Origin of the sequence: Streptomyces griseochromogenes, assembly GCF_001542625.1 — a bacterium.
Lineage (GTDB): Bacteria > Actinomycetota > Actinomycetes > Streptomycetales > Streptomycetaceae > Streptomyces > Streptomyces griseochromogenes.
On the sequence record NZ_CP016279.1, the window covers coordinates 1,749,301 to 1,770,736 of the forward strand.

Sequence of the window (21,436 nt, forward strand, 5' to 3'; positions counted from 1 at the left end):
CCCGCGCATCGATGTCACACGGCGTCAGCCGACCCGCAGCAGGAGCACGGCCCGCGCCGGAACCGTGATCTCCGTGCCGGCCGGGTGGAGCGTGCCCGGGGGCTCGGCCTGGTCCTCGCGGGAGGTGTCGACCAGGACTTCGTAGCGCTCCGCCCAGGGCGGTCCCGGCAGGACGAAGGCCGTCGGGCCCTCGCCCGCGTGCAGCACCGCGAGGAAGCTGTCGTCCACGACGGGCGCGCCCCGCTCGTCCCGGCCCGGGATGTCCCGACCGGACAGATACATGCCAAGCGTGGCGGCGGGTGCGTACCAGTCGCCCTCGGTCATCTCCTCGCCCCGCGAGGTGAACCAGGCCAGATCGCGCAGTCCGTCCGCCGAGTGGGCGCGCCCGGAGAAGAAGGCGCGGCGGCGCAGCACCGGGTGCCGGTGGCGCAGCTCGATCAGCCGGGAGGTCAGGTCGCACAGCGGGCGCCAGACCGGGTCGTCCAGCAGCGACCAGTCCAGCCAGCTGATCTCGTTGTCCTGGCAGTAGGCGTTGTTGTTGCCGCGCTGGGTGCGGCCGAGTTCGTCACCCGCGACCAGCATCGGCACACCGGTGGACAGCAGCAGGGTCGTCAGAAGGTTCCTGAGCTGCCCGCGCCGCAGCGCCCGTACCCGCTCATCGTCCGTCTCGCCCTCGGCGCCGCAGTTCCAGGAGCGGTTGTCGTCCGTGCCGTCCCGGTTGTTCTCGCCGTTGGCCTCGTTGTGCTTGGTCTCGTACGACACCAGGTCACGCAGGGTGAAGCCGTCGTGCGCGGTGACGAAGTTGACCGAGGCGTAGGGGCGGCGGCCGCCCCAGGCGTACAGGTCGCTGGAGCCGGACAGCCGGTAGCCCATCTCCCGTACGTCGGGCAGGGCATGGCGCCAGAAGTCGCGGACCGTGTTGCGGTAGCGGTCGTTCCACTCCGTCCACAGCGGGGGGAAGGCGCCCACCTGGTAGCCGCCCGAGCCGATGTCCCAGGGCTCGGCGATCAGCTTGACGCGGCGCAGCACGGGGTCCTGCGCGATGACCGCCAGGAACGGGGACAGCATGTCGACGTCGTGCATCGAGCGGGCGAGCGCCGCCGCCAGGTCGAACCGGAAGCCGTCCACGCCCATCTCCGTCACCCAGTAGCGCAGCGAGTCCGTGATCAGCCGCAGCACCTGGGGCTGGACCACGTGCAGGGTGTTGCCACAGCCGGTGTAGTCGGCGTAGCGGCGGGCGTCGTCCTGGAGGCGGTAGTAGCCCCGGTTGTCGATGCCCTTCAGGGAGAGGGTGGGGCCCAGTTCGCCCGCCTCGGCGGTGTGGTTGTAGACCACGTCGAGGACGACCTCGATGCCGGCCGCGTGCAGCGCGCGGACCATCCGCTTGAACTCGCCGACCTGTTGGCCCGTCGTCCCGGAGGCCGCGTAGGCCGCGTGCGGGGCGAAGTAGCCGATGGAGTTGTAGCCCCAGTAGTTCCTCAGGCCGCGGCGCAGCAGATGGTCCTCGTGCGCGAACTGGTGCACGGGGAGCAGTTCCACGGCCGTGACACCCAGCCTCACCAGGTGCTCTATCGCCGCCGGGTGCGCCAGGCCCGCGTAGGTGCCGCGCAGGTCCTCGGGGATGTCCGGGTGCAGCTTGGTGAAGCCGCGGACATGCAGCTCGTAGATGACGGAGTCGGCCCACGGCGTCTTCGGGCGGCGGTCGTCCTCCCAGTCGTCGTCATCGTCGACGACGACACCCTTGGGGACGTGCGGTGCCGAGTCCCGGTCGTCGCGCACGGTGTCGGCGACCTGCTGCTGCGGCCAGTCCCGGACGTGCCCGTAGACCTCCGGCGGCAGCCCGAACTCACCGTCCACCGCGCGCGCGTACGGGTCGAGGAGCAGCTTCGCAGGGTTCCAGCGGGCGCCGACCCAGGGGTCCCAGCGGCCGTCCACCCGGTAGCCGTACCGCTGCCCGGGCATCACGCCCGGCACGAAGCCGTGCCAGATCTCGTGCGTCAGTTCGGTCAGCGGAACCCGGGTCTCCCGGCCGTGCTCGTCGAACAGGCACAGCCGGACCGCCTCCGCGCCGGCCGCCCACAGCGCGAAGTTGGTGCCCGCGACCCCGTCGGGCCCGACCCGGAACCGGGCCCCCAGCGGAGTCGGCGCACCCGGCCACACGGGCGCCACGGGCGGCAGGGCGCGACGGGAGCCGCTCACCGCGGTGGCAGGGTGCCCGCTCCCGGCGGCCGGCTCCTCGGACCGTGCCCGCCGCTCCGCTGCGCTCGTCACCTGTCGGCCCCTCTTTCAGTGGCTCGTCCCCGGGGCGCGGTCGGCCGCGCCGAAGGGCCGGGGGTGCGCGTGGGCACGCCCGGCCGCCCGGTACGGCTGCGCCCCGACGGCTCCGACGCGGGCTGGGGTCGCCCCCTCTGGGGGAGGCTCCCCGTCGTCCTCCCCACAGTTCTGCCCACCACTGGGGTCGCACTCACGTTTCCCCGGAGCGTGCCCGGTCGTTGAGCCCCGCGTGAGGCACGTAAAAGGACGCGCACGGCGCGCGGGGGCCGCGCTGGCCGCCGTACTGACATGGGCGGGGCTGCTGGCCGGCTGTTCTGCGGCCGGCTCCGCCGGACTGGACATCGACCGGATCCTCGGCAAACCCCCGGCCCCCGAGAACGTCATCCGCGTCGCTCCGGACGACGGCAGCAAGGACGTCAGGCCCAAGGACCGGCTGCGGGTACGGGTGCCCGACGGGCGCCTGGAGAAGGTGACCGTCGTCAAGTCCCAGGACGCCCAGGACTCCCCGGTCCCCGGGCACGTCACCCCCGACGGGCTGACCTGGGAACCGGACGACGGGCAACTGTCGCTCGCCGCCAAGTACACCGTCGACGTGGTGGCGCTGGACGCCCAGGGCCGCCGCTCGGCCCGGCACACGACCTTCACCACCTACGTTCCCGGGGAACGGTTCATCGCCTACGTCACCCCCGAGAACCGCTCCACCGTCGGCACCGGCATGATCGTTTCCCTCTCCTTCAGCCGGGAGATCGCCCGCCGCGCCGCCGTCGAACGCGCCGTACAGGTCACCGCGAACCCGCCCGTGGAGATCCGGCCGCACTGGTTCGGCGGCACCCGCCTCGACTTCCGCCCCGAGCGGTACTGGAAACCCGGCACCGAGGTCACCGTGCACCTCGGCCTCAGGGACGTCGAAGGCGCGCCCGCCGTCTACGGCCTGCAGGACAAGACGTTCACCTTCACCGTCGGCCGCAGCCAGGTGTCCCTGGTGGACGCGGCCCGGCACATGATGGACGTGCGGCGCGACGGGGAACTGCTCGCCACCGTGCCGATCACCGCCGGCGCCCCGAAACACCCCACCTACAACGGGAAGATGGTGGTGATGGACATGCTGGAGGTCACCCGCATGAACAGCCGCACGGTCGGCTTCGGCGGCGAGTACGACATCCCCGACGTCCCGCACGCCATGAAGCTCACCGACTCCGGCACCTTCCTGCACGGCAACTACTGGGAACCGGAGGCCCCGGGACACGCCAACGTCAGCCACGGCTGTGTGGGCCTCCAGGACGTCAAGGGCGGCGGTTCGGACACCCCGGCGGGCTGGTTCTTCGACCGCAGCCTGGTCGGAGACGTCGTCGAGATCGTCAACAGCAAGGACAAAACAGTCGCTCCCGACAACGGCCTCGGAGGGTGGAACATGGCCTGGAAGGAGTGGAAAGCGGGCAGTGCGGTCAAGTAACCGGATGAGGGGCGGGGTTCTGGGCGGCGGGGACCGGTTGAAATTGCGACGGAACGGTGACGTACACCTGACACCTCGCTCAAAACCCTGCGGTTAACATGCGCACACCAGTGTGGTGGGGAACGGGCCTGACCTGGCCCGGCGAGGGGAGAACAACTTGAACATGCGGCCGATATCGGGGGCGTCGGTGGGGGGCCGGGGGAGTATGACCCCGGTGCGGGCGAGAGGCCGTAAGGGGCTGGCGCTCATAGCCGGCGCCCTGCTGGTGACCCTCACCGCGTGCGGCGGCGGTGACTCGGGCTCCGGATCCGGGGACGGGAAGGGCAAGGACGCCGGTGCACAGCAGGGCAAGCAGTCCGCCGCCGCCGTGACCATCTCGCCCAAGTCCGGCGCCACGGGCGTCGACACGAGCGGCGCCCTGAAGGTGAACGTCGCCAAGGGCAAGCTGACCGAAGTCACCGTCAAGGACGCGAAGGGCGCCGAGGTCGAGGGCGCCATCACCGGCGGCGGTGCCTCCTGGACCCCGTCGACCCATCTGGCCGCCGCCACCAAGTACACGGTGCACGCGGTCGCCAAGGACTCCGAGGGCCGCGAGGCCGCCGAGGACGCCAGCTTCACCACGCTCACGCCGAAGAACACCTTCATCGGCGACTTCACCCCCGAGGACGGCTCCACCGTCGGGGTGGGCATGCCGTTCTCCGTCCACTTCACCCGGGGCATCACCGACCCGCGGGCCGTCGAGAAGGCCATCAAGATCAAGACCGAGCCGGCCGTCGACGTCGAGGGCCACTGGTTCGGCAACGACCGCCTGGACTTCCGCCCCGAGAAGTACTGGAAGTCCGGCACGAAGGTCACCGTCGACCTCGACCTGGACGGCGTCGAGGGCCGCGCGGGCGTCTACGGCAAGCAGCACAAGACGCTGACGTTCACCATCGGCCGCAACCAGGTCTCCTACGTGGACGCCGGCAAGCACACGATGAAGGTCACCCAGGACGGCAAGGTCATCAAGACCATCCCGGTCACCACCGGCAAGCCCGGCTACGACACCTGGAACGGCCAGATGGTCATGCGCGAGAAGCTCGCCGTGACCCGCATGAACGGCGAGACCGTCGGCTACGGCGGCGAGTACGACATCAAGGACGTCCCGCACGCCATCCGCCTCACCGACTCCGGCACCTTCATCCACGGCAACTACTGGGGCGGCGACGCCTTCGGCAACTACAACGCCAGCCACGGCTGCGTCGGCCTGCGCGATGTGCGCGGCGGCTACGACAAGGACGTTCCGGCGGCCTGGTTCTTCAACCACTCGATGAGCGGCGACGTGGTGGTCGTCAAGAACTCCCACGACCGCACGGTGGACCCGGGCAACGGGCTCAACGGCTGGAACATGTCGTGGGCCGACTGGACGAAGTGAGCCCTCGCTGACACGGGCCCGGTGCTGTGACCCAAGGCACCGGGCCCGCAGCCGTTAGTCCCCGTTAACCTGCTCCCCATGACCGTCACTCTCGAAGTCGCCGAAGGCGTCGGAACCCTGCGCCTGGACCGTCCGCCGATGAACGCGCTCGACGTCGCCACGCAGGACCGGCTCAAGGAGCTCGCCGAAGAGGCCACGCGCCGCGAGGACGTGCGCGCCGTGGTGATCTACGGCGGCGAGCGGGTGTTCGCGGCGGGCGCGGACATCAAGGAGATGCAGGCCATGGACCACACCGCCATGGTCCTGCGCGCCCGCGTCCTGCAGGACTCCTTCACCGCCGTGGCCCGCATCCCCAAGCCCGTCGTCGCGGCCGTCACCGGGTACGCCCTGGGCGGCGGCTGCGAGCTGGCCCTGTGCGCCGACTACCGCATCGCCGCCGACAACGCCAAGCTGGGCCAGCCCGAGATCCTGCTCGGACTCATCCCCGGCGCCGGCGGCACCCAGCGCCTGTCCCGGCTGGTCGGTCCCTCCAAGGCCAAGGACCTGATCTTCACGGGGCGTCAGGTGAAGGCGGACGAGGCCCTCGCCCTCGGCCTGGTGGACCGGGTCGTCCCGGCCGCCGAGGTGTACGAGCAGGCGCACGCCTGGGCCGCCAGGCTCGCCCAGGGCCCGGCCATCGCCCTGCGCGCGGCGAAGGAGTCGATCGACACCGGCCTGGAGACCGACATCGAGACCGGGCTCGCCGTCGAACGGAACTGGTTCGCCGGTCTGTTCGCCACCGAGGACCGCGAGCGGGGCATGCGCAGCTTCGTGGAGGAGGGTCCGGGCAAGGCGAAGTTCCTGTGAACCTCACCCGGTGAACTTCCCCGGTAGTGCCCGCAATTGACATGTCGTCCGATCCGGGTCCCTCGATGGGGCGGTTTATGGGAACCTTAAGGCACCCTTAAGCCTGTCCCGTCGAGGGAGCCTGGCGATTGCCCGCGGGTGAGCCGTCGCCGCAGGTCGGTCGGGCTGTACCGGGGTCTGGCATGCCGTCGGCATATGCCGGCGGGTCGGGGTGGAGCGGGGGCGTGCGGGGGGCGTATTCCTTCGGAACGGCCACGCGGACGCCTCCGGACGGCCATCATGGGGGCATGGCGGGGCTGGAGGGGATCGAACAGCCGCGGGGTCACAGCCGTGCGGCCGCGGCGCGTTGGTCGCCCGCGGTGGAGGACGAGCGGGCGCTCCAGGCGCTCGAACTGTTCGGCAACCCGACGGAGGCGGAGGTCCCGCTGCCGTCCCGCCCGGAGTCCGCGGCCGCCGCACGCCGGCTGGCCCAGGTCGTCGTCCTGCGCCACTGGGGGCTGAGCCCCAAGATGACCGAGGACGCGGTCCTGCTCGTCTCCGAACTCGTCGGCAACGCCGTACGGCACACCGGAGCCCGGGTGTTCGGCCTGCGGATGCGCCGCCGCCGTGGCTGGATCCGGGTCGAGGTCCGCGATCCCTCCCGCGGGCTGCCCTGTCTGATGCCGGTTCAGGAGATGGACGTCAGCGGCCGCGGCCTGTTCCTGGTGGACAAGCTCTCCGACCGCTGGGGCGTCGACCTGCTGCCGCGTGGCAAGACGACATGGTTCGAGATGCGGGTCGCCGACCGCTGAACGCTCCGCGGGAAGACCGGTGCGTCGCCCGCGGGTCCGTCGCGGCCCCTCCGTGCCCGCGTGGCGGAGCCGCATGTGTCGACACGGTCCCGTGCTCCTTCGAGGTGCTGCCGTACGACCCGAAATCATCCCTCATTCGGGTCAATCGACACTTTTCTTACCCATCGCGCCTTAAATGGTGCGGGTGACCACGACCAACCGACGCGGAGTGCTGCGCACGGGCGCCGGGCTCGTCACCGGGTGCGCGCTCGCCGCCGGGTGCGGCACCGGCCAGGGCGCCCCACCCGCCTCCGCGACCTCCGCGACCCCCGGGTCCGCCCCGCCCGCCCGTGCGTCCGGCCACTCCGCGGCCACGTCCCACCCGGCGCCCGTCCCCCGCGCCTACCCCGGGCAGCCCGCCCAGATCACCCACGGCCCGCGCACCCGCCCCCAGGTCGCCCTCACCTTCCACGGCCAGGGCGACCCAGGCCTCGCCAAGTCCCTGCTCGGCACGGCCGAACAGCGCGGCGCCCGTCTCACCGTGCTCGCCGTCGGCACCTGGCTGGACGAGCACCCGGACCTCGCCCGCCGCATCCTCGACGGCGGTCACGACCTCGGTAACCACACCCAGCGGCACATCTCCATCAACGCCATGGCCGAGGCCGAGGCCCGCAAGGAGATCACCGACTGCGCGGACCGGCTGAGACGGCTCACCGGATCGATCGGCACCTGGTTCCGCCCCTCCCGCGCCCCGACCGCCTCCGCGCTGGTCGCCCGGCTGGCCCGCGCCGTGGGCTACCCGCACGTGCTGTCGTACGACGTCGACTCGCTCGACTACACCCGTCCCGGCGCCGACGCCGTCACCCGCAAGGTTCTCGCCGAAGTGCGGGGCGGATCGGTGGTGAGCCTGCACTTCGGGTACCCGGACACGGTCGCCGCCCTCCCCGCCGTACTCCACGAACTCGACCGCCGCGGACTGCGGGCGGTCACCACCTCGGAGCTGCTGAGCTGATGCGATCCACCAAAGCCGCCCGCCTCCTGGCCGCCGGAGCCGCACTGACCGTCCTGACGCTGCTGTCCGCCTGCGGAAGCGGCGGCGGGCACCACGAGAACGAGGCCCTCGGCAGCAAGGCGCCGGACCCGCCGCGGGTGAAGACCCAGCAGGCGAACGTGTTGCCCGGGATGCCCCCGGTGCAGGATCCGGCCGACCTCTACGCCGCCGACCGCCCGAACCGGCTGTCCCCCGTCGTCAAGGACTTCCCGTCCCGGGTGTACGTCCCCAACACCAACTCCGACACCGTCAACGTCATCGACCCCAGGACCTACCGGATCATCGAGACCATCCCGGTCGGCCGCCAGCCCCAGCACGTGGTGCCGTCCTGGGACCTGAAGACCCTCTGGGTCAACAACGACCTCGGCAACAGCCTCACCCCCATCGACCCGAGAACCGGCAAGGCCGGCAAGGCGGTCCCGGTGCACGACCCGTACAACCTGTACTTCACCCCCGACGGCAAGTACGCCGTCGTCATGGCCTCCAAGGACCGCCAGCTCGTCTTCCGGGACGCGCACACCATGAAGGTCGTCAAAGCCGTCCCGGTCGGCTGCGCCGGCGTCAACCACGCCGACTTCTCCGCCGACGGACGGTACTTCATCGTCTCCTGCGAGTTCAGCGGCGAGCTGCTCAAGGTCGACACCGCGAGGATGGAGGTCGTCGCACAGCGGAAACTGCCGTTCCACGGCGCCATGCCGCAGGACGTCAAGATCTCCCCGGACGGCAAGCTGTTCTACATCGCCGACATGATGGCCGACGGCGTGTGGATCGTGAACGGCGACACCTTCGCCGAGCCGGTGTTCCTCGCCACCGGCAAGGGCGCCCACGGGCTCTACATCAGCCGGGACTCGCGGGAGATGTACATCTCCAACCGGGGCGAGGGCACCATCTCGATCTTCGACTTCGCCCAGAACCGGCTCACCAAGAAGTGGTATCTGCCCGGCGGCGGCAGCCCCGACATGGGCGGGGTCTCGGCCGACGGCAAGGTGCTGTGGCTGTCCGGCCGCTACAACGCGGAGGTGTACGCCATCGACACCCGCACCGGCACCGAACTGGCCCGGATCAAGGTCGGCAGCGGCCCGCACGGCCTCGCCGTCTACCCGCAGCCCGGCCGCTACTCACTGGGGCACACCGGCATCTTCCGCTGAAGCAGCAGCTCCGAGCCCACCGGACGGTACCCGGCTGCCTGGAACGCCCGCAGACTGCGGGCGTTCCCCGCCGACACCTGGGCCCACACCGGCTCACCGGCCAGCTGCCGCGCCGCCGTCACCAGCGCCCGGCCGAGACCGCGGTGCCGTACGGCTTCGTCCACCTCGACCGCCACCTCCGGCCGGCCCGCCACCCCGCGCCCCAGCACCAGCACACCGCCGTCCACGGTCCACACCCGGACGTCGTCGCGCCGTAGGCGCGAGCTGACCACCCGCGGATGGGACGGGTCGGTGATCTCCCGCAGCGCGAGCGCGGGACGGCCCGGCAGCGGGGACCCGGCCAGCATCACGTCGATCGTGTCCGCGCGGCGCCCCGTGCGGTCCATCAGGGCGGTCAGGAAGCGTGCGTTCATCGTGGCGGACAGCGCGTCGCACTCGTCACCGGTCCCGCGCAGCGTCTCGCGCACCCAGTCCGGATCCTCGTCGGTGAAGACGACCGAGTGCGCGGTGAAGGCGAGAACGCCGGCGTCCCGGGGCGAGGGCTGGGACACCACCGTCGTGCCGCCGTCGGCCGGCGGAAAGACACCGCGAGTGGCCGCGTCGAGAATGCCCCGCAAGGTCTCCAAACCGCGCTCCTCGAGTCTCCGCCGACCGGACGGCCCAGACTCGCAGACGTGACCGGCGACGGCACCCGACTTCTCACCATCGGCGAGCCGGCTCACACCATGCGGTACCGGTCCGACGAGGGCGCCCACGAGGTCACCCGACCGCGAGCCGGCGGCCGCGGTCAAGGGGGTGGAAGAGCCCCCCGAGGCACCAGGAGGGGTTCAGCCGGGTGGGCGCTGCGCTCGCAGCCCGGCCGGGCCGTTAATCTGACCTGCGACAGTACGCCGGCACGGCATGAGAAACGCGAATAAAAGGGGCGGATCGGTGGCGGACATCGAGGAAGCACGCGAGCAGTTCAAGCGGATCGACGCGGACGGTGACGGGTTCATCACCGCCGCCGAGTTCAAGTCCGCCCTGGCCCAGGAGGGTGACTGGAACGTCACCGAGACGGTCGCCGCGGCCATCATCAAGCAGCGGGACCTCAACGGCGACAAGGTCCTGTCGTTCGACGAGTTCTGGGCCTACCTGAACAAGTGACGCGACCGAAGGGGGTGCCCGTCCCGTGGGGAGGGGCACCCCCTTCGTCGTGCCGTCACGCCGTCATGCGCGGGAGCGGACGTCCGGGTCCGTCCGGTGCGCCCGCGCCGCCCCTCGCCGGTACTGCCCCGGCGCCACCCCGTACTCCCGCTTGAAGGCCTTGGCGAAGGCGAACTCCGAGGTGTAACCGGTGCGCCCGGCCACCTGGCGCATCGTGAGGTCGTCGTGGCGCAGCAGCCGTCCGGCGACCGTCATCCGCCACCAGGTCAGGTACGTCAGCGGCGGCTCGCCCACCAGTGTGCTGAAGCGGCGGGCGAAGGCCGCCCGGGACAGTCCGCCGGCCGCGGCGAGTTCCGCCACCGTCCAGGCGCGCGCCGGATCGCCGTGGACAGCGCGCAGGGCCGCGGCGACCGCCGGGTCGGCCAGCGCGGACGCCCAGCCCCCCGCCCGGCCGGCCGCCCGCTCGCTCTCCCACCAGGCCCGCAGGATGTACAGCAGCAGGGTGTCCAGCAGCGAGGTGACGATCGCGTCCGTCCCGGGCCGCAGCTCCTCCAGCTCCATCCCGAGCAGCTCCACGGCCGCCCGCAGCGAGCGGTGGCTGCCGACCCTGGCCGGCAGATGCATGACCTCGGGCAGTTCGGCCAGGAACCGGTGGGCACGCTCCCGGTCGAGCCGGTAGGTCCCGCACACCGTGACCGTGTCCGGGCAGTCCGACCGCGGCTCGCCCGAGTCCGGGGGGCCGATCCAGGTGCCGTCGGGCAGCAGCCGTACCTCCCTGAGCGGCACGTCGAGCGCGCTGGCCAGCGCGTGCCGCTGCCCGTGTGCGAGGAAGACGACATCGCCGGGCGCCAGCGCCACCGGCTCGCCGTCCTCGGGGATCAGCCAGGCCGAGCCGCGCAGCACCACATGGAACCCGGCCTCGTCGGTCGCGGCGAACCGCAGCCCCCAGGGCGCGTACTTGTCCCGGCGCGCGGAGTGCGGGCGCCCGGTGCGCATGGCCGCGACGACATCGCTGAGTACGTCCATGACGCCAGCGTAGGCGGGAAGTTCCGCCGCTGAGGATGTATGGGAAAGACGTACGGACATGAGACCGAGACAGGAGGACATGGATCGTCTTCCCACCGGGTCCTAGCGTCGACGGCATGACAACTTCCGCACGCACAGTGCTCTTTCACGAACTCGGCGGCCCCGACGTGCTCACGGTCGAGGAGGTCGAGCTGCCGGATCCCGGGCCGGGCGAGGTCCTGGTGAAGGTCGAGGCGCTCGGGCTGAACCGGGCCGAGGCGATGCTCCGCTCCGGGACCTACTTCTACCAGCCGACGCTGCCGGGTTCCCGTAACGGCTACGAGGCCGCGGGCGAGGTGGCGGCGGTCGGCGCGGGCGTGACGGCGTTCGCGCCCGGCGACCCGGTCCTGACCGCCGCGAACTTCAACCTCAGCTCCCACGGCGTGTACGGCGACCTGGTGCTGCTGCCGGAGACCTCGCTCGTGCCGCGCCCCGCCGGCGTCGACGCCGTCACCGCCGCCGCCGTCTGGCTCACCTATTCGACGGCGTACGGCGCCCTGGTCCAGCGGGCGGGCCTTGCGGCCGGGGACCGAGTGCTGATCACCGGGGCGTCCAGCGGGGTCGGTACCGCGGCGATCCAGGTGGCCCGGCGCGCCGGAGCGGTCCCGATCGCCGCCACGCGCACCGAGGCCAAGCGGCGGACGCTGCTCGACCTGGGCGCCGAGCACGTCATCGTCACCGACCGGGAGGACATGGTCAAGGAGACCCGGCGGCTGACCGACGGCCGGGGCGCCGACATCGTCCTGGACGCGATCGGGGGTCCCGTCTTCCGGGAGCTGGGCGGAGCGGCCGCCGAGGACGCCACCATGATCAGCTACGGCTGGCTGTCCGAACAGCCCATCGAACTGCCCAGGAACTGGCCGGTCACCGTCCACGGTTACAGCAACCTCGCCGTGACCGGCACCGCCGACGGCCGCCGCCGCGCGGCCCACTACATCGGCTCGGGTCTCACCGACGGCACGCTCCGTCCGGTCGTCGGCGAGGTCTTCGAGGGCCTGGACCGGACCCGGGACGCCCACCGTCTCATGGAGTCCAACCGGCACACGGGCAAGATCGTGGTACGGGTCTGATGCGTCCATGCGTGAGGGGGTTGCTTCTTTTGCCGTAGCGCCGGAATAGCCCCGCTTCCCGTGAGGTTGTCGCCCACGACGGAAGCATGCACGTGCATCGATCCTGGAAGGGTCTGTCATGAAGATCGGCATCATCGGCGCGGGCAACATCGGCGGCAACCTCACCCGGCGGCTCACCGCCCTCGGCCACGACGTGTCCGTGGCCAACTCCCGAGGCCCCGAGACCCTCGAAGGGCTGGCCGAGGAGACCGGCGCGACCCCGGTCCCGGCGGCGGAGGCCGCCAAGGGCGCCCAGGTCGTCGTGGTCACCGTCCCGCTGAAGCGGGTCCCCGACCTCCCTGCCGGACTGCTGGACGGCGCGGCCGAGGGCGCCGCGGTGATCGACACCGGCAACTACTACCCGCAGCAGCGGGACGGCCGGATCGCCGGCATCGAGGACGAGGGCCTGACCGAGAGCCGCTGGACGGAACGGCACCTCGGCCACCCCGTGATCAAGGCGTTCAACGGCACCTACGCGCAGGACATCCTGGAGCGGCCCCGCCCGGCCGGCGACCCCGAACGCCTGGCCCTGCCGGTGGCCGGCGACGACGCGGCCGCCAAGCGGATCGTCCGCGATCTCATCGACGAGCTGGGCTTCGACACGGTCGACGCGGGCGGCATCGACGACTCCTGGCGCCAGCAGCCGGGCACCCCGGTGTACGGCCTGCGGGCGGGCGCCGAGGCCGTGCGGAAGGCCCTGGCGGACGCGTCCCCGCAGCGGCCGGCGGACTTCCGGGGCTAGGCCGCCGAAGAACGGTTCAGGCGTCCTCGGCCCACGCCCGAAGGGCCGCCTTGCTCTCGAAGGCGGCCAGGTCCTTGTCGTGGGGCTCGCTGCTGTACTGGTGGAAGCGCCACTTGGCCTTGATGCGGGGCTTGCCCGCGGTGACGTAGTCGGCGATCCACAGGCCGTCGCCCGCGTAGGAGGTCGTGTCGATGTTCAGCCAGTAGTCCCGGTTCGTGTACAGGATCACCTGGTTGTTCGGCCGGAGCTCCTTGAGCGTCCGGATGAACATGTCCTTCTCCGCGTTGCTGGCGTGCGTGCCCTCGCTGGTGGTCTCCCAGTCGACGGCGAGCAGGTCGCCCGCCTTCTCCGGGGCGTGTTCGACGAAGTACTCGGCCTGGGCGGTGATGTGGCCCGGCCACAGAAAGTGGTAGAAGCCGACGACGAGTCCGGCGTCGCGGCCGTGCTTGGTCTGGGCGGTGAGCCTCGGGTTGATGTACGAACGCCCCTCCGTCGCCTTGACGAAGACGAAGGAGAGGCCGTCCGTGTCGTACGACGACGACTGGAACGCGCTGACGTCAATGCCGTGGATCATGGGGGGACTCCCGGAAGTGTCAGTGGGGGTACAGGAGTTGACTGATATATGCCCCACCCTGGCACGCGGGATCCGCCCGTGTACCCGGAATTGTCAGCCTCGGACTGTCACCGACCCCAGCACCGACGCGGGCTTGGCCGACCAGTCCGAGGTGATGATGCTCGCGTGGTCCTTGGCCAGCAGGGCGAGCCGGGCGGCGACTTCGGCGTCCGTGGGGTTGGTCGAGGAGATCGCCGGGGACACGCCGTCGGCGCCCGTCGTGATCAGGATGTAGTGGTTCGCGGAGTAGAAGGACGTGGCGTAGCCGTTGTTCACGTACGTCGCCGCGTCACCGTCGAAGAACACGAACCACGGGCGGATCGAGGCGTCGTAGCGGCTGGTGCGCGGGTCCCCGTTCTCCGCGCCCAGGACGGCCGGGAAGGCCTGCGCCTCGCCGGTCTTCCCCGCCGCGTACAGGTCGCGCAGGTGGTCGCCGTACTCCTGGTCCGTCCAGTAGTGGTCGAACGGGTTGGCCTGCTCCACCGTGCCCGGGATCAGTTCGAAGAGGAACTTGCCCTTGAGGGAGTCGCGCGAGGGCCAGGCGTTCGCCCTGGCCGCCGCGTCCAGGGAGGAGTACGTGCCGCCCAGCAGGTCGGCCGGCTTGTAGACGCTGTTGCCGAGCTTCTGTGACACCAGGGTGTCGAACTCGTCCGGGCCGAGGCCCGCGTTGTTGTTGAAGCCGACCTTCATCTCGACCTTGAACACGATCGGCGGGTGGTCGGGGTGGAGCTGGTTCCAGGCCGCGATGTTGTCCAGGCAGCCGCCGAGGTCCTGGTTGCGGCTCTTGCTGTACAGCTCGCCCGGGGTCTTCGCGGCCTCGCAGTTGTTGTCGTTGCCGAACGGGTTGCTGTGGCTGACCCGCCACCGGTGGGTCAGGCTGTCCACGTACACGTCCAGCTCCAGCAGCGAGGCGCCGGAGTCCAGCGCCTGTGCGAAATACGTGTACTTGGCCTTGTCGTAGGCGTTGTGCGTGCCGATCGCCGTCGTCTCGGAGAACCTGGGCGCCGCCGCCTGGGCGTGCGCCGGTATCACCGCCAGCAGGGCGGCGGCGCCCACGAGCGCCGCCAGCCGTCTCACGATGCGCATGTCTCAATTCCCCTTCTCTGTCACCGAGTTGGCGGCAGCGTAGGGGGAAGCGGTTACTGCGTGGTAGCCCCAGGGGCAACATCAGTCGTCCCGTGCCGTCTCCTTGTGTGCGCTCGTCCCTCTTCTGTGCACAGCTCGCTCGTCGGCCCGTGAAGGTTGCGAGAGGTCGTGTCCGCCCGGGCGGCTACTCGGCGGTATGCGGCCGAGACGGCCTTGATGTGTCGCGACGGAAGCTCTGGATCGCAAGAAATTGCAGGTCAGGAGCCATTCTCTGATCCGGCGGCGAAACTCCGACCCGCATCTGGAGACTTCAGATCTCCGTCTTCCTCCCAGGCGGTGGCCACCTCTCGTTCACGGGGACGTCGCCGGAGGACGGCTTGCTATGGGGCGAAGTTATCTAGACAACTTTGCTCACCCGGGTGTCGCCGCGGCGGTGCCCGGGGCGGAGAGGATCCAACACCGTGTCATCCCTCTCACAGGCCGACGCGTCCGGGAGCACCCTCGCGATCGCCTCCACGACGCCCCCGCGGCGCGGCGACAAACTGACCCTCACCTGGGCGACGGACGCCCCCGACCCCAAGAACTGGATCGGCGTCTACCCCGCCGACCGGCAGCCCGCGAGCGGCAGCAGCTCGCTGGTGTGGGCGTACGTGCCCGGCACGTCCGGGCAGACCACCCTCGACACCTCCGGCCTGAGCGGCGGGCCGTACATCGTCTATCTGCTGGCCAAGGACGGCTACGGCGTCCTCGCCAAGACCGAGCCGTTCAGCTTCGAGGGCGGCGCTCCCGCCGGCGACTCCGTCGAGCTGACGACCCCCGCACCGCACGAGGGCGACAAGCTCTCCTTCCACTGGACGACGGACACACCCGACGCGAAGAACTGGATCGGTGTGTACGACGGCGACCGGCAGCCGGGGCACGGCTCCTCCCTCGCCTGGCAGTACACCCCGGGCGGCTCCGGCGACATCACCATCGACACCTCCGGACTCAGCGGCGGCCCGTACACCGCCTACCTGCTGGCCAAGGACGGCTACGGCATCCTCGCCAGGACCGCCCCGTTCAGCTTCGTCGTCCGCCCGGTGATCCCGCGCCCGCACGCCGTCGTGGACGCCGTCACCACCGAACCGCAGACCGCGGGCACGGACGTGACGGTGCAGCTGGGCGGCCTGTGGATCAGACCCGAGGGCAACGTCTCGGGCAGCGCGACCTTCGAGCGGGTCGGGGGCGACTCCTGGCTGTCGGTCGCCGCGGACGGCACCGTCACCGGCAAGGCCCCGCTCCTCGCACCCCGCAGGCCCGGCCGGGTGGTGGCCGCCGTCACCGACAGCGTCGTCGGCAGCGACACCGTCACCGTCCAGGTGCCGGTGCGCACCTCCCGGGAGCGGCTGCGGCTGAAGGTGGCCACGCTGAACCTCTGGGACGCCGGGACTCATGTCGAGGGGTTCCTGGAGAAGCAGCTGCGGCTGGTGCTCACCCAGGGCCTGGACGCCGTGGCGCTGCAGGAGTGCGGTGACAAGGGGGCCGAGAACCTCGCCGGTGCGCTCGGCTGGCATGCGCACCGGGCCGGCGGCCTCGGCATCGTGAGCCGCTACCCGCTCACCGACGTCGTCGCCCCGACCGAGGCGCTCCCGGCCGCGGCGGCGACCCTGCGCCTGCCCGGCGGCCGCACCGTACGCCTGTGGACGGCCCAGCTGGACGAGGCCGACTACGGGCCGTACGCGTTGTCGGCGGGCAAGACACCCGCGCAGGTCGAGGCGGCGGAGAAGGGGACGGTCCGCTACCGGCAGGCGCTGGCGCTGGTGGCCGCGCTGCGCCCGGAACTCGCCTCCCGCACCCCTCTCGTGCTGGCGGCCGGACTCGCCTCGCCGTCCCACCTCGACTGGACGAGCCGGACGGCGTCCGCGCACGGGGGAGTGGGCCGTCTCCGCTGGCCCGTCACCGAGGCGCTGGAGAAGGCCGGTCTCGTCGACGCCTTCCGCGAGGCCCACCCCAGCCCGGTCAAGGAGCCCGGCATCACCTGGTCCCCCGTCAGGCCGCAGCGCGAGGGCGGCGGCGGGGCGGAGCCGCAGGACCGCATCGACCAGATCCAGTTCGCGGGACGGATCAAGGTCCTCGAGGCGCACAGCCTGTTCACCGGCTGGCCCCGGCCGGTGCCGGACACCGCCGCCAACGGCTGGCCCTCCGACCACGCGGCCGCCGTCGTCACCTTCTCCCTGTCCGCCCGCGGCTGAGCCCGAACGACCCGAAGGACCTTCCTGTCATGACCGAGATCAGCCGCCGCACCTTCATCGGCACCACCGCGGCCGGAGCCGCCATAGCCGCCGGACTCCCCGGCACGGCGGAGGCCGTCGGGGGCGGCGCCCGCCACGGCAGCATCGCCGACGTCAAGCACGTCGTCATCCTGATGCAGGAGAACCGCAGCTTCGACCACTACTTCGGCACCCTGAGCGGTGTACGCGGCTTCGGCGACCGCCAGGCCTCCGTCCTCGCCGCCGGCGACTCCGTGTTCCGCCAGCCCGCCCGGGGCCGCAAGGAGGGCTACCTGATGCCCTTCCGCATGGACACCACGAAGTACAACGCGCAGAACGCGGGCGGCCTCGCGCACGACTGGGACAGCGGCCACAGCGCCGTCAACAACGGCGCCATGGACAAGTGGGTCTCCGCCAAGGGCGAGCGGACCATGGGCTACTTCACCCGGGACGACATCCCCTACCAGTACGCCCTGGCCGACGCCTTCACCCTCTGCGACGGCTACTTCTGCTCGCTGAACGGCCCCACCGACCCCAACCGCCTCTACCTGTGGACCGGCACCGCGGGCCCCGGCGTCGACGGCACCACCGGCCCGTGGACCGACAACACGCCCGTCACGAACAACCCGGTGGCCGACTGGACGACGTACGCCGAGCGCCTGGAGAAGGCCGGCATCACCTGGCGCGTCTACCACAACCCCGACGGCTCGGACGACCGGAACGGCGACTACGACGACAACGCGCTGTCGTACTTCAAGCAGTTCCACGAGTTCCCCAAGGACGACCCGCGCTACGTCAACGCCATGACGAAGTGGGACCTCACGGCGTTCGACCAGCACTGCAAGGACGGCACCCTGCCCACGGTCTCCTGGCTGGTGGCGCCCTACCTGTTCTGCGAGCACCCGAACGCCAGCCCCGACTACGGCGCCCACTGGGTCGACACCGCGCTGCGGTCGCTGTTCTCCAACCCCGACGTGTGGAAGCACACCGTCTTCCTGCTCATGTACGACGAGAACGACGGCTACTTCGACCACGTCATCCCGCCGTTCCCGGAGCCGGGCACCAAGGACGAGTTCGCGAACGGCAAGCCGATCGGCCTCGGCAGCCGGGTGCCGCTGTGGGTCGTCTCGCCCTGGTCGCGCGGCGGCTGGGTCAACTCCCAGGTCTTCGACCACACCTCGGTGCTGCGCTTCCTGGAGCGCGTGACCGGCGTGCAGGAGCCCAACATCTCCGACTGGCGGCGCACCGTCTGCGGCGACCTCACCAGCTGCTTCGACTTCACCAAGCCCGACTACAGCATCCCCTCGCTGCCCGACACGGTCGCCCTGATGGCCAAGGCCGACGCCGGCAGCTCCCTGCCGGGGGTCAAGGTGCCGGACCAGCAGTCCATGCCGGCACAGGAGGAGGGACATCGGCCGCACCGCGCACTGCCGTACCGGCCGTGGGCCGACGTGAAGGCCGACCGGGTCACCGGCAAGGTCACCTGCACCCTCACCAACGACGGCGGCGTCGGCTACCACTTCACCGTGCTGCCCAACGTCGCCCTGCCGTTCACCGGCACACCGTTCACCGTCCCGGCGCGCTCGTCCCGCACCTACGTGTGGGACGCCGCCGACACCGACGGCCGCTACGACTTCTCCGTGTACGGCGCCGACGGGTTCGTCCGCCGCTTCTCCGGGACGCTCGTCCGCGAGGGCCAGGACGATGTGGCGGTGCCGTCGGTGACGGCGGCCCCGCGCGGCACGTCCGTGGAACTGGAACTGCGCAACTCCGGCGGCACCGAGGTGGCCTTCACCCTCACGCCGAACGACTTCTCGGGCAAGGAACGCACCGTGTGGGTCGGGGCCGGTGACCGCACACGGCTGACGTGGCCCACCGACGAGGGGCGCTACGACGTCACGGTCACCGCGGGGACCGGCACCCGGTTCGCCCAGCGGTACGCGGGGACCGTGCACGCGGGCTGATCCGGCTCCGGGTGGGACCGGCGACACCCCGCACGGTCCCACCCGGCATGCCATGCCCCCGCCCTGCCTCGTCGATAGCATTGCGGGGACGGCGAGTTGGGGGGAGCCCGTGGTGGAACCGTTGATGGGCATGGCGGTCTCGGCCGTCGGCACGGTCGTCTCCAGTGCCCTCTCCGGAGCGGGCGGCGAGGCGGGCAGACGGATTTCCGAGAGGCTTTACGATCTGCTCGGCCGCAACCGTGCCGGAGACGGAACGGATGAGCCCGGCCGGCCCTCCCTGCCGGTCACCGAGCCCGAGCGGACGGCGGCCGCCGCACGGCTGCTGGAACTCGCCCGCAGCTCCCCGGAGTCGGCCCGCGAGGTGACGGAGTGGGTCCGTGAGGCCTCGCGGCTCGCGCCGCGCACGGTACCCGCCGTGGCACCCGGTGCCTCGCGTCCGCGGATGCTGCCGCCGACGACCACGCTCTTCACCGACCGCGCGGACGTGCTCGCGTGGATCACGGGGCTGCTGGAGGAGGGCCGTACACCGGGTGCTCCGACGATCGCCGTTCTCACCGGGCCGGGTGGCATGGGCAAGACCGCCGCGGCTGTCCATTGCGCGACCGAGCTGCGGGAGCGGTTCCCCGACGGTGCCCTGTTCGCGGACCTGGGCGGCGCGTCGGCCGCCACGGCGCTGCCGTCTTCCGATGTGCTCGCGCGGTTCCTGGAACGGCTCGGGGTTCCGCCCGCCATGGTGCCGGGCGACGAGGCGCGGCAGCGGGATCTGTACCTGGACTGCATGTCCGAGCGGCGCATGATCGTCGTACTGGACAACGCTCGTGACGACACCCAGGTCATCCCGCTGCTCCCGGCCTCGCCGGAGTGTCTCGTCCTGGTGACGAGCCGGCATCGGCCGGCCCGCCTCGTGGGCCGTCACGGTGCTCGGCCGTTCCCCCTGGGACCGCTGTCCACCGAGGATTCCGTCCGTCTGATCAGACGGGTCGCCGGCAGTGACCGCCCGCCCGCTCCGGACGCGGTCGTGCAGGCCGTGGCGGAAGGCACGGGCGGGATTCCCCTCGCGGTGTGCACCACGGGCGCCGGCCTGGCCGTCCGGGAACACCTGACGTGGGAGCGTGTCGCGCGGCAGCTGTCCGACCGGATCCACGGCCGGGACCAGGGAGGTGCCGTCATGGAAGAACAGAACCCCGACGCCCCGGACGATCCCGTCCGTCTCGTCCAGAACGTCTCCTACGGCGAACTGGCCCCCGACTGTGCCGCGTTCTACCGCGCGATCGCGGTGTGGCCCTGGCCGACCGTGACCGTCCTGTGCGCCGCCCATGCCGCCGGGGTCGGCGAGGACGAGGCCCGTGCGCTGCTGGAGCGGTTGGCCCGGGTGCATCTGCTGGAGGAGGTCGACCAGGAGCGCTACCGGTTCCACGACCTGACCCGGGCGCACGCCCGCGAGCTCGCGGCCGCCGAGGACGGCCATGGCCGTATGGCGGCCGCGATCCGCCGGGTGGCGGTCGCGCAGCTGCGCTTCGCGGCGGGCAGGGACTTCAGGGTCATGCCGCTGCGGTGGCGGCTCGGCCCCGCCTATCAGGGACTCGCCCTCCCGGAGGGGCGCGACCGCGCGGACGGCAGGCACGCGCTGGTCGACCTGCGCGATGAGCGGGAGAACCTCGCGGCCGTCGTCCGGGCCGCGGCGCACCACGGCTTCGACGACCTCGTCTGGCAGCTGTGCGAGGCCCTGTGGAGCCTGCATCTGATGCTCGGCTTCCACGCCCAGTGGATCGACACACATCTGCTCGGAGTCGAAGCCGCCCGGCGCAGCGCGGCGGAGTTCGGTGACCGGCGCGCCGAGGGCCGCATGTGGACACAACTGGCCTTCGGCTACATGGGAGCCGAGCAGGTGGACAAGGCCGCTGACGCCCTCCGGCAGGCGAGGGAAGCGGACCGGGCCTGCGGCCACCACCGTGGGGAGGCCACCGCGGTCGAGGCGCTGGGGCTACTCCGCCTCAAGCAGTGGGAGTTCGTGGCGGCGCAGCGGTGTTTCGAGGAGGCACAGGAGATCCTGTGCCGGATCGGACCGGGTGAGGACGGACGGGCGGACGTGCCGCGTGCCACCGCCCTGTTGGAACACCACATCGGCCGCGCCCGGACCAGGCAGGGGCACTTCGCCGATGCCGTCGCCCGGTTGAACGACGCCCTCGCACAGTTCCGTCGCCTGCCCGGCGGCGACCCCTACAACGCGGGCCGTGTCTACATGAGTCTGGGCGACGCACACCTGGGTGCGTCGGACGCGGAGCTCGCGCGCGTGTGCCTGGACGAGGCCGTGAAGACCATGACCGAGGCGGGCGCGGGGCTGCAACTCGCCGACGCCCTCGAAGCGAGGGCCGAGTGCCACCGCCGCTCGGGCCGCCGTGCGGAGGAGGCGGAGGATCTCCGCGCCGCCGCCGCGTGCTACGAGGAGAACGGCGGCCGGCTCGGCCTCGAACGGGTGCGGGCGCGACTGGCCGAGCTGGAGGCGTGA

Annotated in this window: 17 protein-coding genes; 12 read left to right on the plus strand and 5 right to left on the minus strand. The window is 71.4% G+C overall.

Annotated elements, in window-relative coordinates; genetic code table 11:
• Positions 1-24: 24 nt before the first annotated feature.
• On the minus strand, positions 25-2,271 hold the full coding sequence (gene glgX / locus AVL59_RS08190; RefSeq protein ID WP_208870333.1) for a glycogen debranching protein GlgX: 2,247 nt from the start codon (positions 2,269-2,271) through the stop codon (positions 25-27).
• 232 nt (positions 2,272-2,503) lie between these two features.
• Between glgX and AVL59_RS08195 the strand changes: the two genes are divergently transcribed.
• The 6 genes from AVL59_RS08195 to AVL59_RS08220 all read left to right on the plus strand — a co-directional run bounded on the left by AVL59_RS08195 (position 2,504) and on the right by AVL59_RS08220 (position 8,956).
• The gene (locus tag AVL59_RS08195) at positions 2,504-3,727 is read left to right on the plus strand and encodes a L,D-transpeptidase (RefSeq protein ID WP_079146576.1); all 1,224 of its coding nucleotides are present in this window, start codon (positions 2,504-2,506) and stop codon (positions 3,725-3,727) included.
• Positions 3,728-3,932: 205 nt separating this feature from the next.
• Positions 3,933-5,141: a L,D-transpeptidase gene (locus AVL59_RS08200; RefSeq protein WP_099053022.1), complete on the plus strand. Its 1,209-nt coding sequence runs from the start codon at positions 3,933-3,935 to the stop codon at positions 5,139-5,141.
• Positions 5,142-5,219: 78 nt separating this feature from the next.
• A complete protein-coding gene (locus AVL59_RS08205; RefSeq protein ID WP_067300953.1) occupies positions 5,220-5,987 on the plus strand; it encodes an enoyl-CoA hydratase/isomerase family protein in 768 nt (255 codons plus the stop codon).
• A 287-nt stretch (positions 5,988-6,274) separates the two neighbouring features.
• Positions 6,275-6,778, plus strand: coding sequence for an ATP-binding protein (locus AVL59_RS08210; protein WP_067300956.1), 504 nt, complete (start codon positions 6,275-6,277; stop codon positions 6,776-6,778).
• A 175-nt stretch (positions 6,779-6,953) separates the two neighbouring features.
• The gene (locus AVL59_RS08215; RefSeq protein ID WP_067300959.1) at positions 6,954-7,769 is read left to right on the plus strand and encodes a polysaccharide deacetylase family protein; all 816 of its coding nucleotides are present in this window, start codon (positions 6,954-6,956) and stop codon (positions 7,767-7,769) included.
• Positions 7,769-8,956 (plus strand): YncE family protein, encoded by a 1,188-nt coding sequence (locus AVL59_RS08220; RefSeq protein WP_067300961.1) that lies wholly within the window; start codon positions 7,769-7,771, stop codon positions 8,954-8,956. The genes AVL59_RS08215 and AVL59_RS08220 overlap by 1 nt, the downstream gene beginning before the upstream one ends.
• Here the strand turns inward: AVL59_RS08220 and AVL59_RS08225 are convergent.
• Entirely contained in the window at positions 8,923-9,582 is a 660-nt protein-coding gene (locus tag AVL59_RS08225; protein ID WP_067300962.1) for a GNAT family N-acetyltransferase, read from the minus strand. The genes AVL59_RS08220 and AVL59_RS08225 overlap by 34 nt on opposite strands.
• Positions 9,583-9,886: 304 nt before the next feature.
• Between AVL59_RS08225 and AVL59_RS08230 the strand changes: the two genes are divergently transcribed.
• Positions 9,887-10,099, plus strand: coding sequence for an EF-hand domain-containing protein (locus tag AVL59_RS08230; protein ID WP_067300965.1), 213 nt, complete (start codon positions 9,887-9,889; stop codon positions 10,097-10,099).
• Positions 10,100-10,162: 63 nt separating this feature from the next.
• Here the strand turns inward: AVL59_RS08230 and AVL59_RS08235 are convergent, their stop codons facing one another.
• Entirely contained in the window at positions 10,163-11,125 is a 963-nt protein-coding gene (locus AVL59_RS08235) for an AraC family transcriptional regulator (RefSeq protein ID WP_067300968.1), read from the minus strand.
• A gap of 116 nt (positions 11,126-11,241) precedes the next feature.
• Between AVL59_RS08235 and AVL59_RS08240 the strand changes: the two genes are divergently transcribed.
• Positions 11,242-12,234 (plus strand): zinc-dependent alcohol dehydrogenase family protein, encoded by a 993-nt coding sequence (locus AVL59_RS08240; RefSeq protein ID WP_067300971.1) that lies wholly within the window; start codon positions 11,242-11,244, stop codon positions 12,232-12,234.
• Between the two features lie 103 nt (positions 12,235-12,337).
• The gene (locus AVL59_RS08245) at positions 12,338-13,015 is read left to right on the plus strand and encodes an NADPH-dependent F420 reductase (RefSeq protein WP_261340677.1); all 678 of its coding nucleotides are present in this window, start codon (positions 12,338-12,340) and stop codon (positions 13,013-13,015) included.
• Between the two features lie 16 nt (positions 13,016-13,031).
• On the opposite strand, the gene AVL59_RS08250 is transcribed toward AVL59_RS08245, so the two are convergent.
• Both AVL59_RS08250 and AVL59_RS08255 read right to left on the minus strand, forming a co-directional pair.
• Positions 13,032-13,589, minus strand: a complete 558-nt coding sequence (locus tag AVL59_RS08250) for a GH25 family lysozyme (protein WP_067300975.1) — start codon at positions 13,587-13,589, stop codon at positions 13,032-13,034.
• A gap of 93 nt (positions 13,590-13,682) precedes the next feature.
• The gene (locus tag AVL59_RS08255; protein WP_067300978.1) at positions 13,683-14,714 is read right to left on the minus strand and encodes a phosphatidylinositol-specific phospholipase C domain-containing protein; all 1,032 of its coding nucleotides are present in this window, start codon (positions 14,712-14,714) and stop codon (positions 13,683-13,685) included.
• Positions 14,715-15,175: 461 nt separating this feature from the next.
• Here AVL59_RS08255 and AVL59_RS08260 point away from each other — a divergent pair, with 461 nt between their 5' ends.
• The 3 genes from AVL59_RS08260 (at position 15,176) to AVL59_RS08270 (ending at position 21,436) form a co-directional block, all read left to right on the plus strand.
• A complete protein-coding gene (locus tag AVL59_RS08260) occupies positions 15,176-16,945 on the plus strand; it encodes an exonuclease/endonuclease/phosphatase family protein (RefSeq protein ID WP_067300981.1) in 1,770 nt (589 codons plus the stop codon).
• A 29-nt stretch (positions 16,946-16,974) separates the two neighbouring features.
• Positions 16,975-18,927 carry a phosphocholine-specific phospholipase C gene (locus tag AVL59_RS08265; RefSeq protein ID WP_067300984.1) on the plus strand — a complete coding sequence of 651 codons (1,953 nt, stop codon included), beginning with the start codon at positions 16,975-16,977 and terminating at the stop codon, positions 18,925-18,927.
• 112 nt (positions 18,928-19,039) lie between these two features.
• Positions 19,040-21,436 (plus strand): tetratricopeptide repeat protein, encoded by a 2,397-nt coding sequence (locus tag AVL59_RS08270; protein ID WP_237281459.1) that lies wholly within the window; start codon positions 19,040-19,042, stop codon positions 21,434-21,436.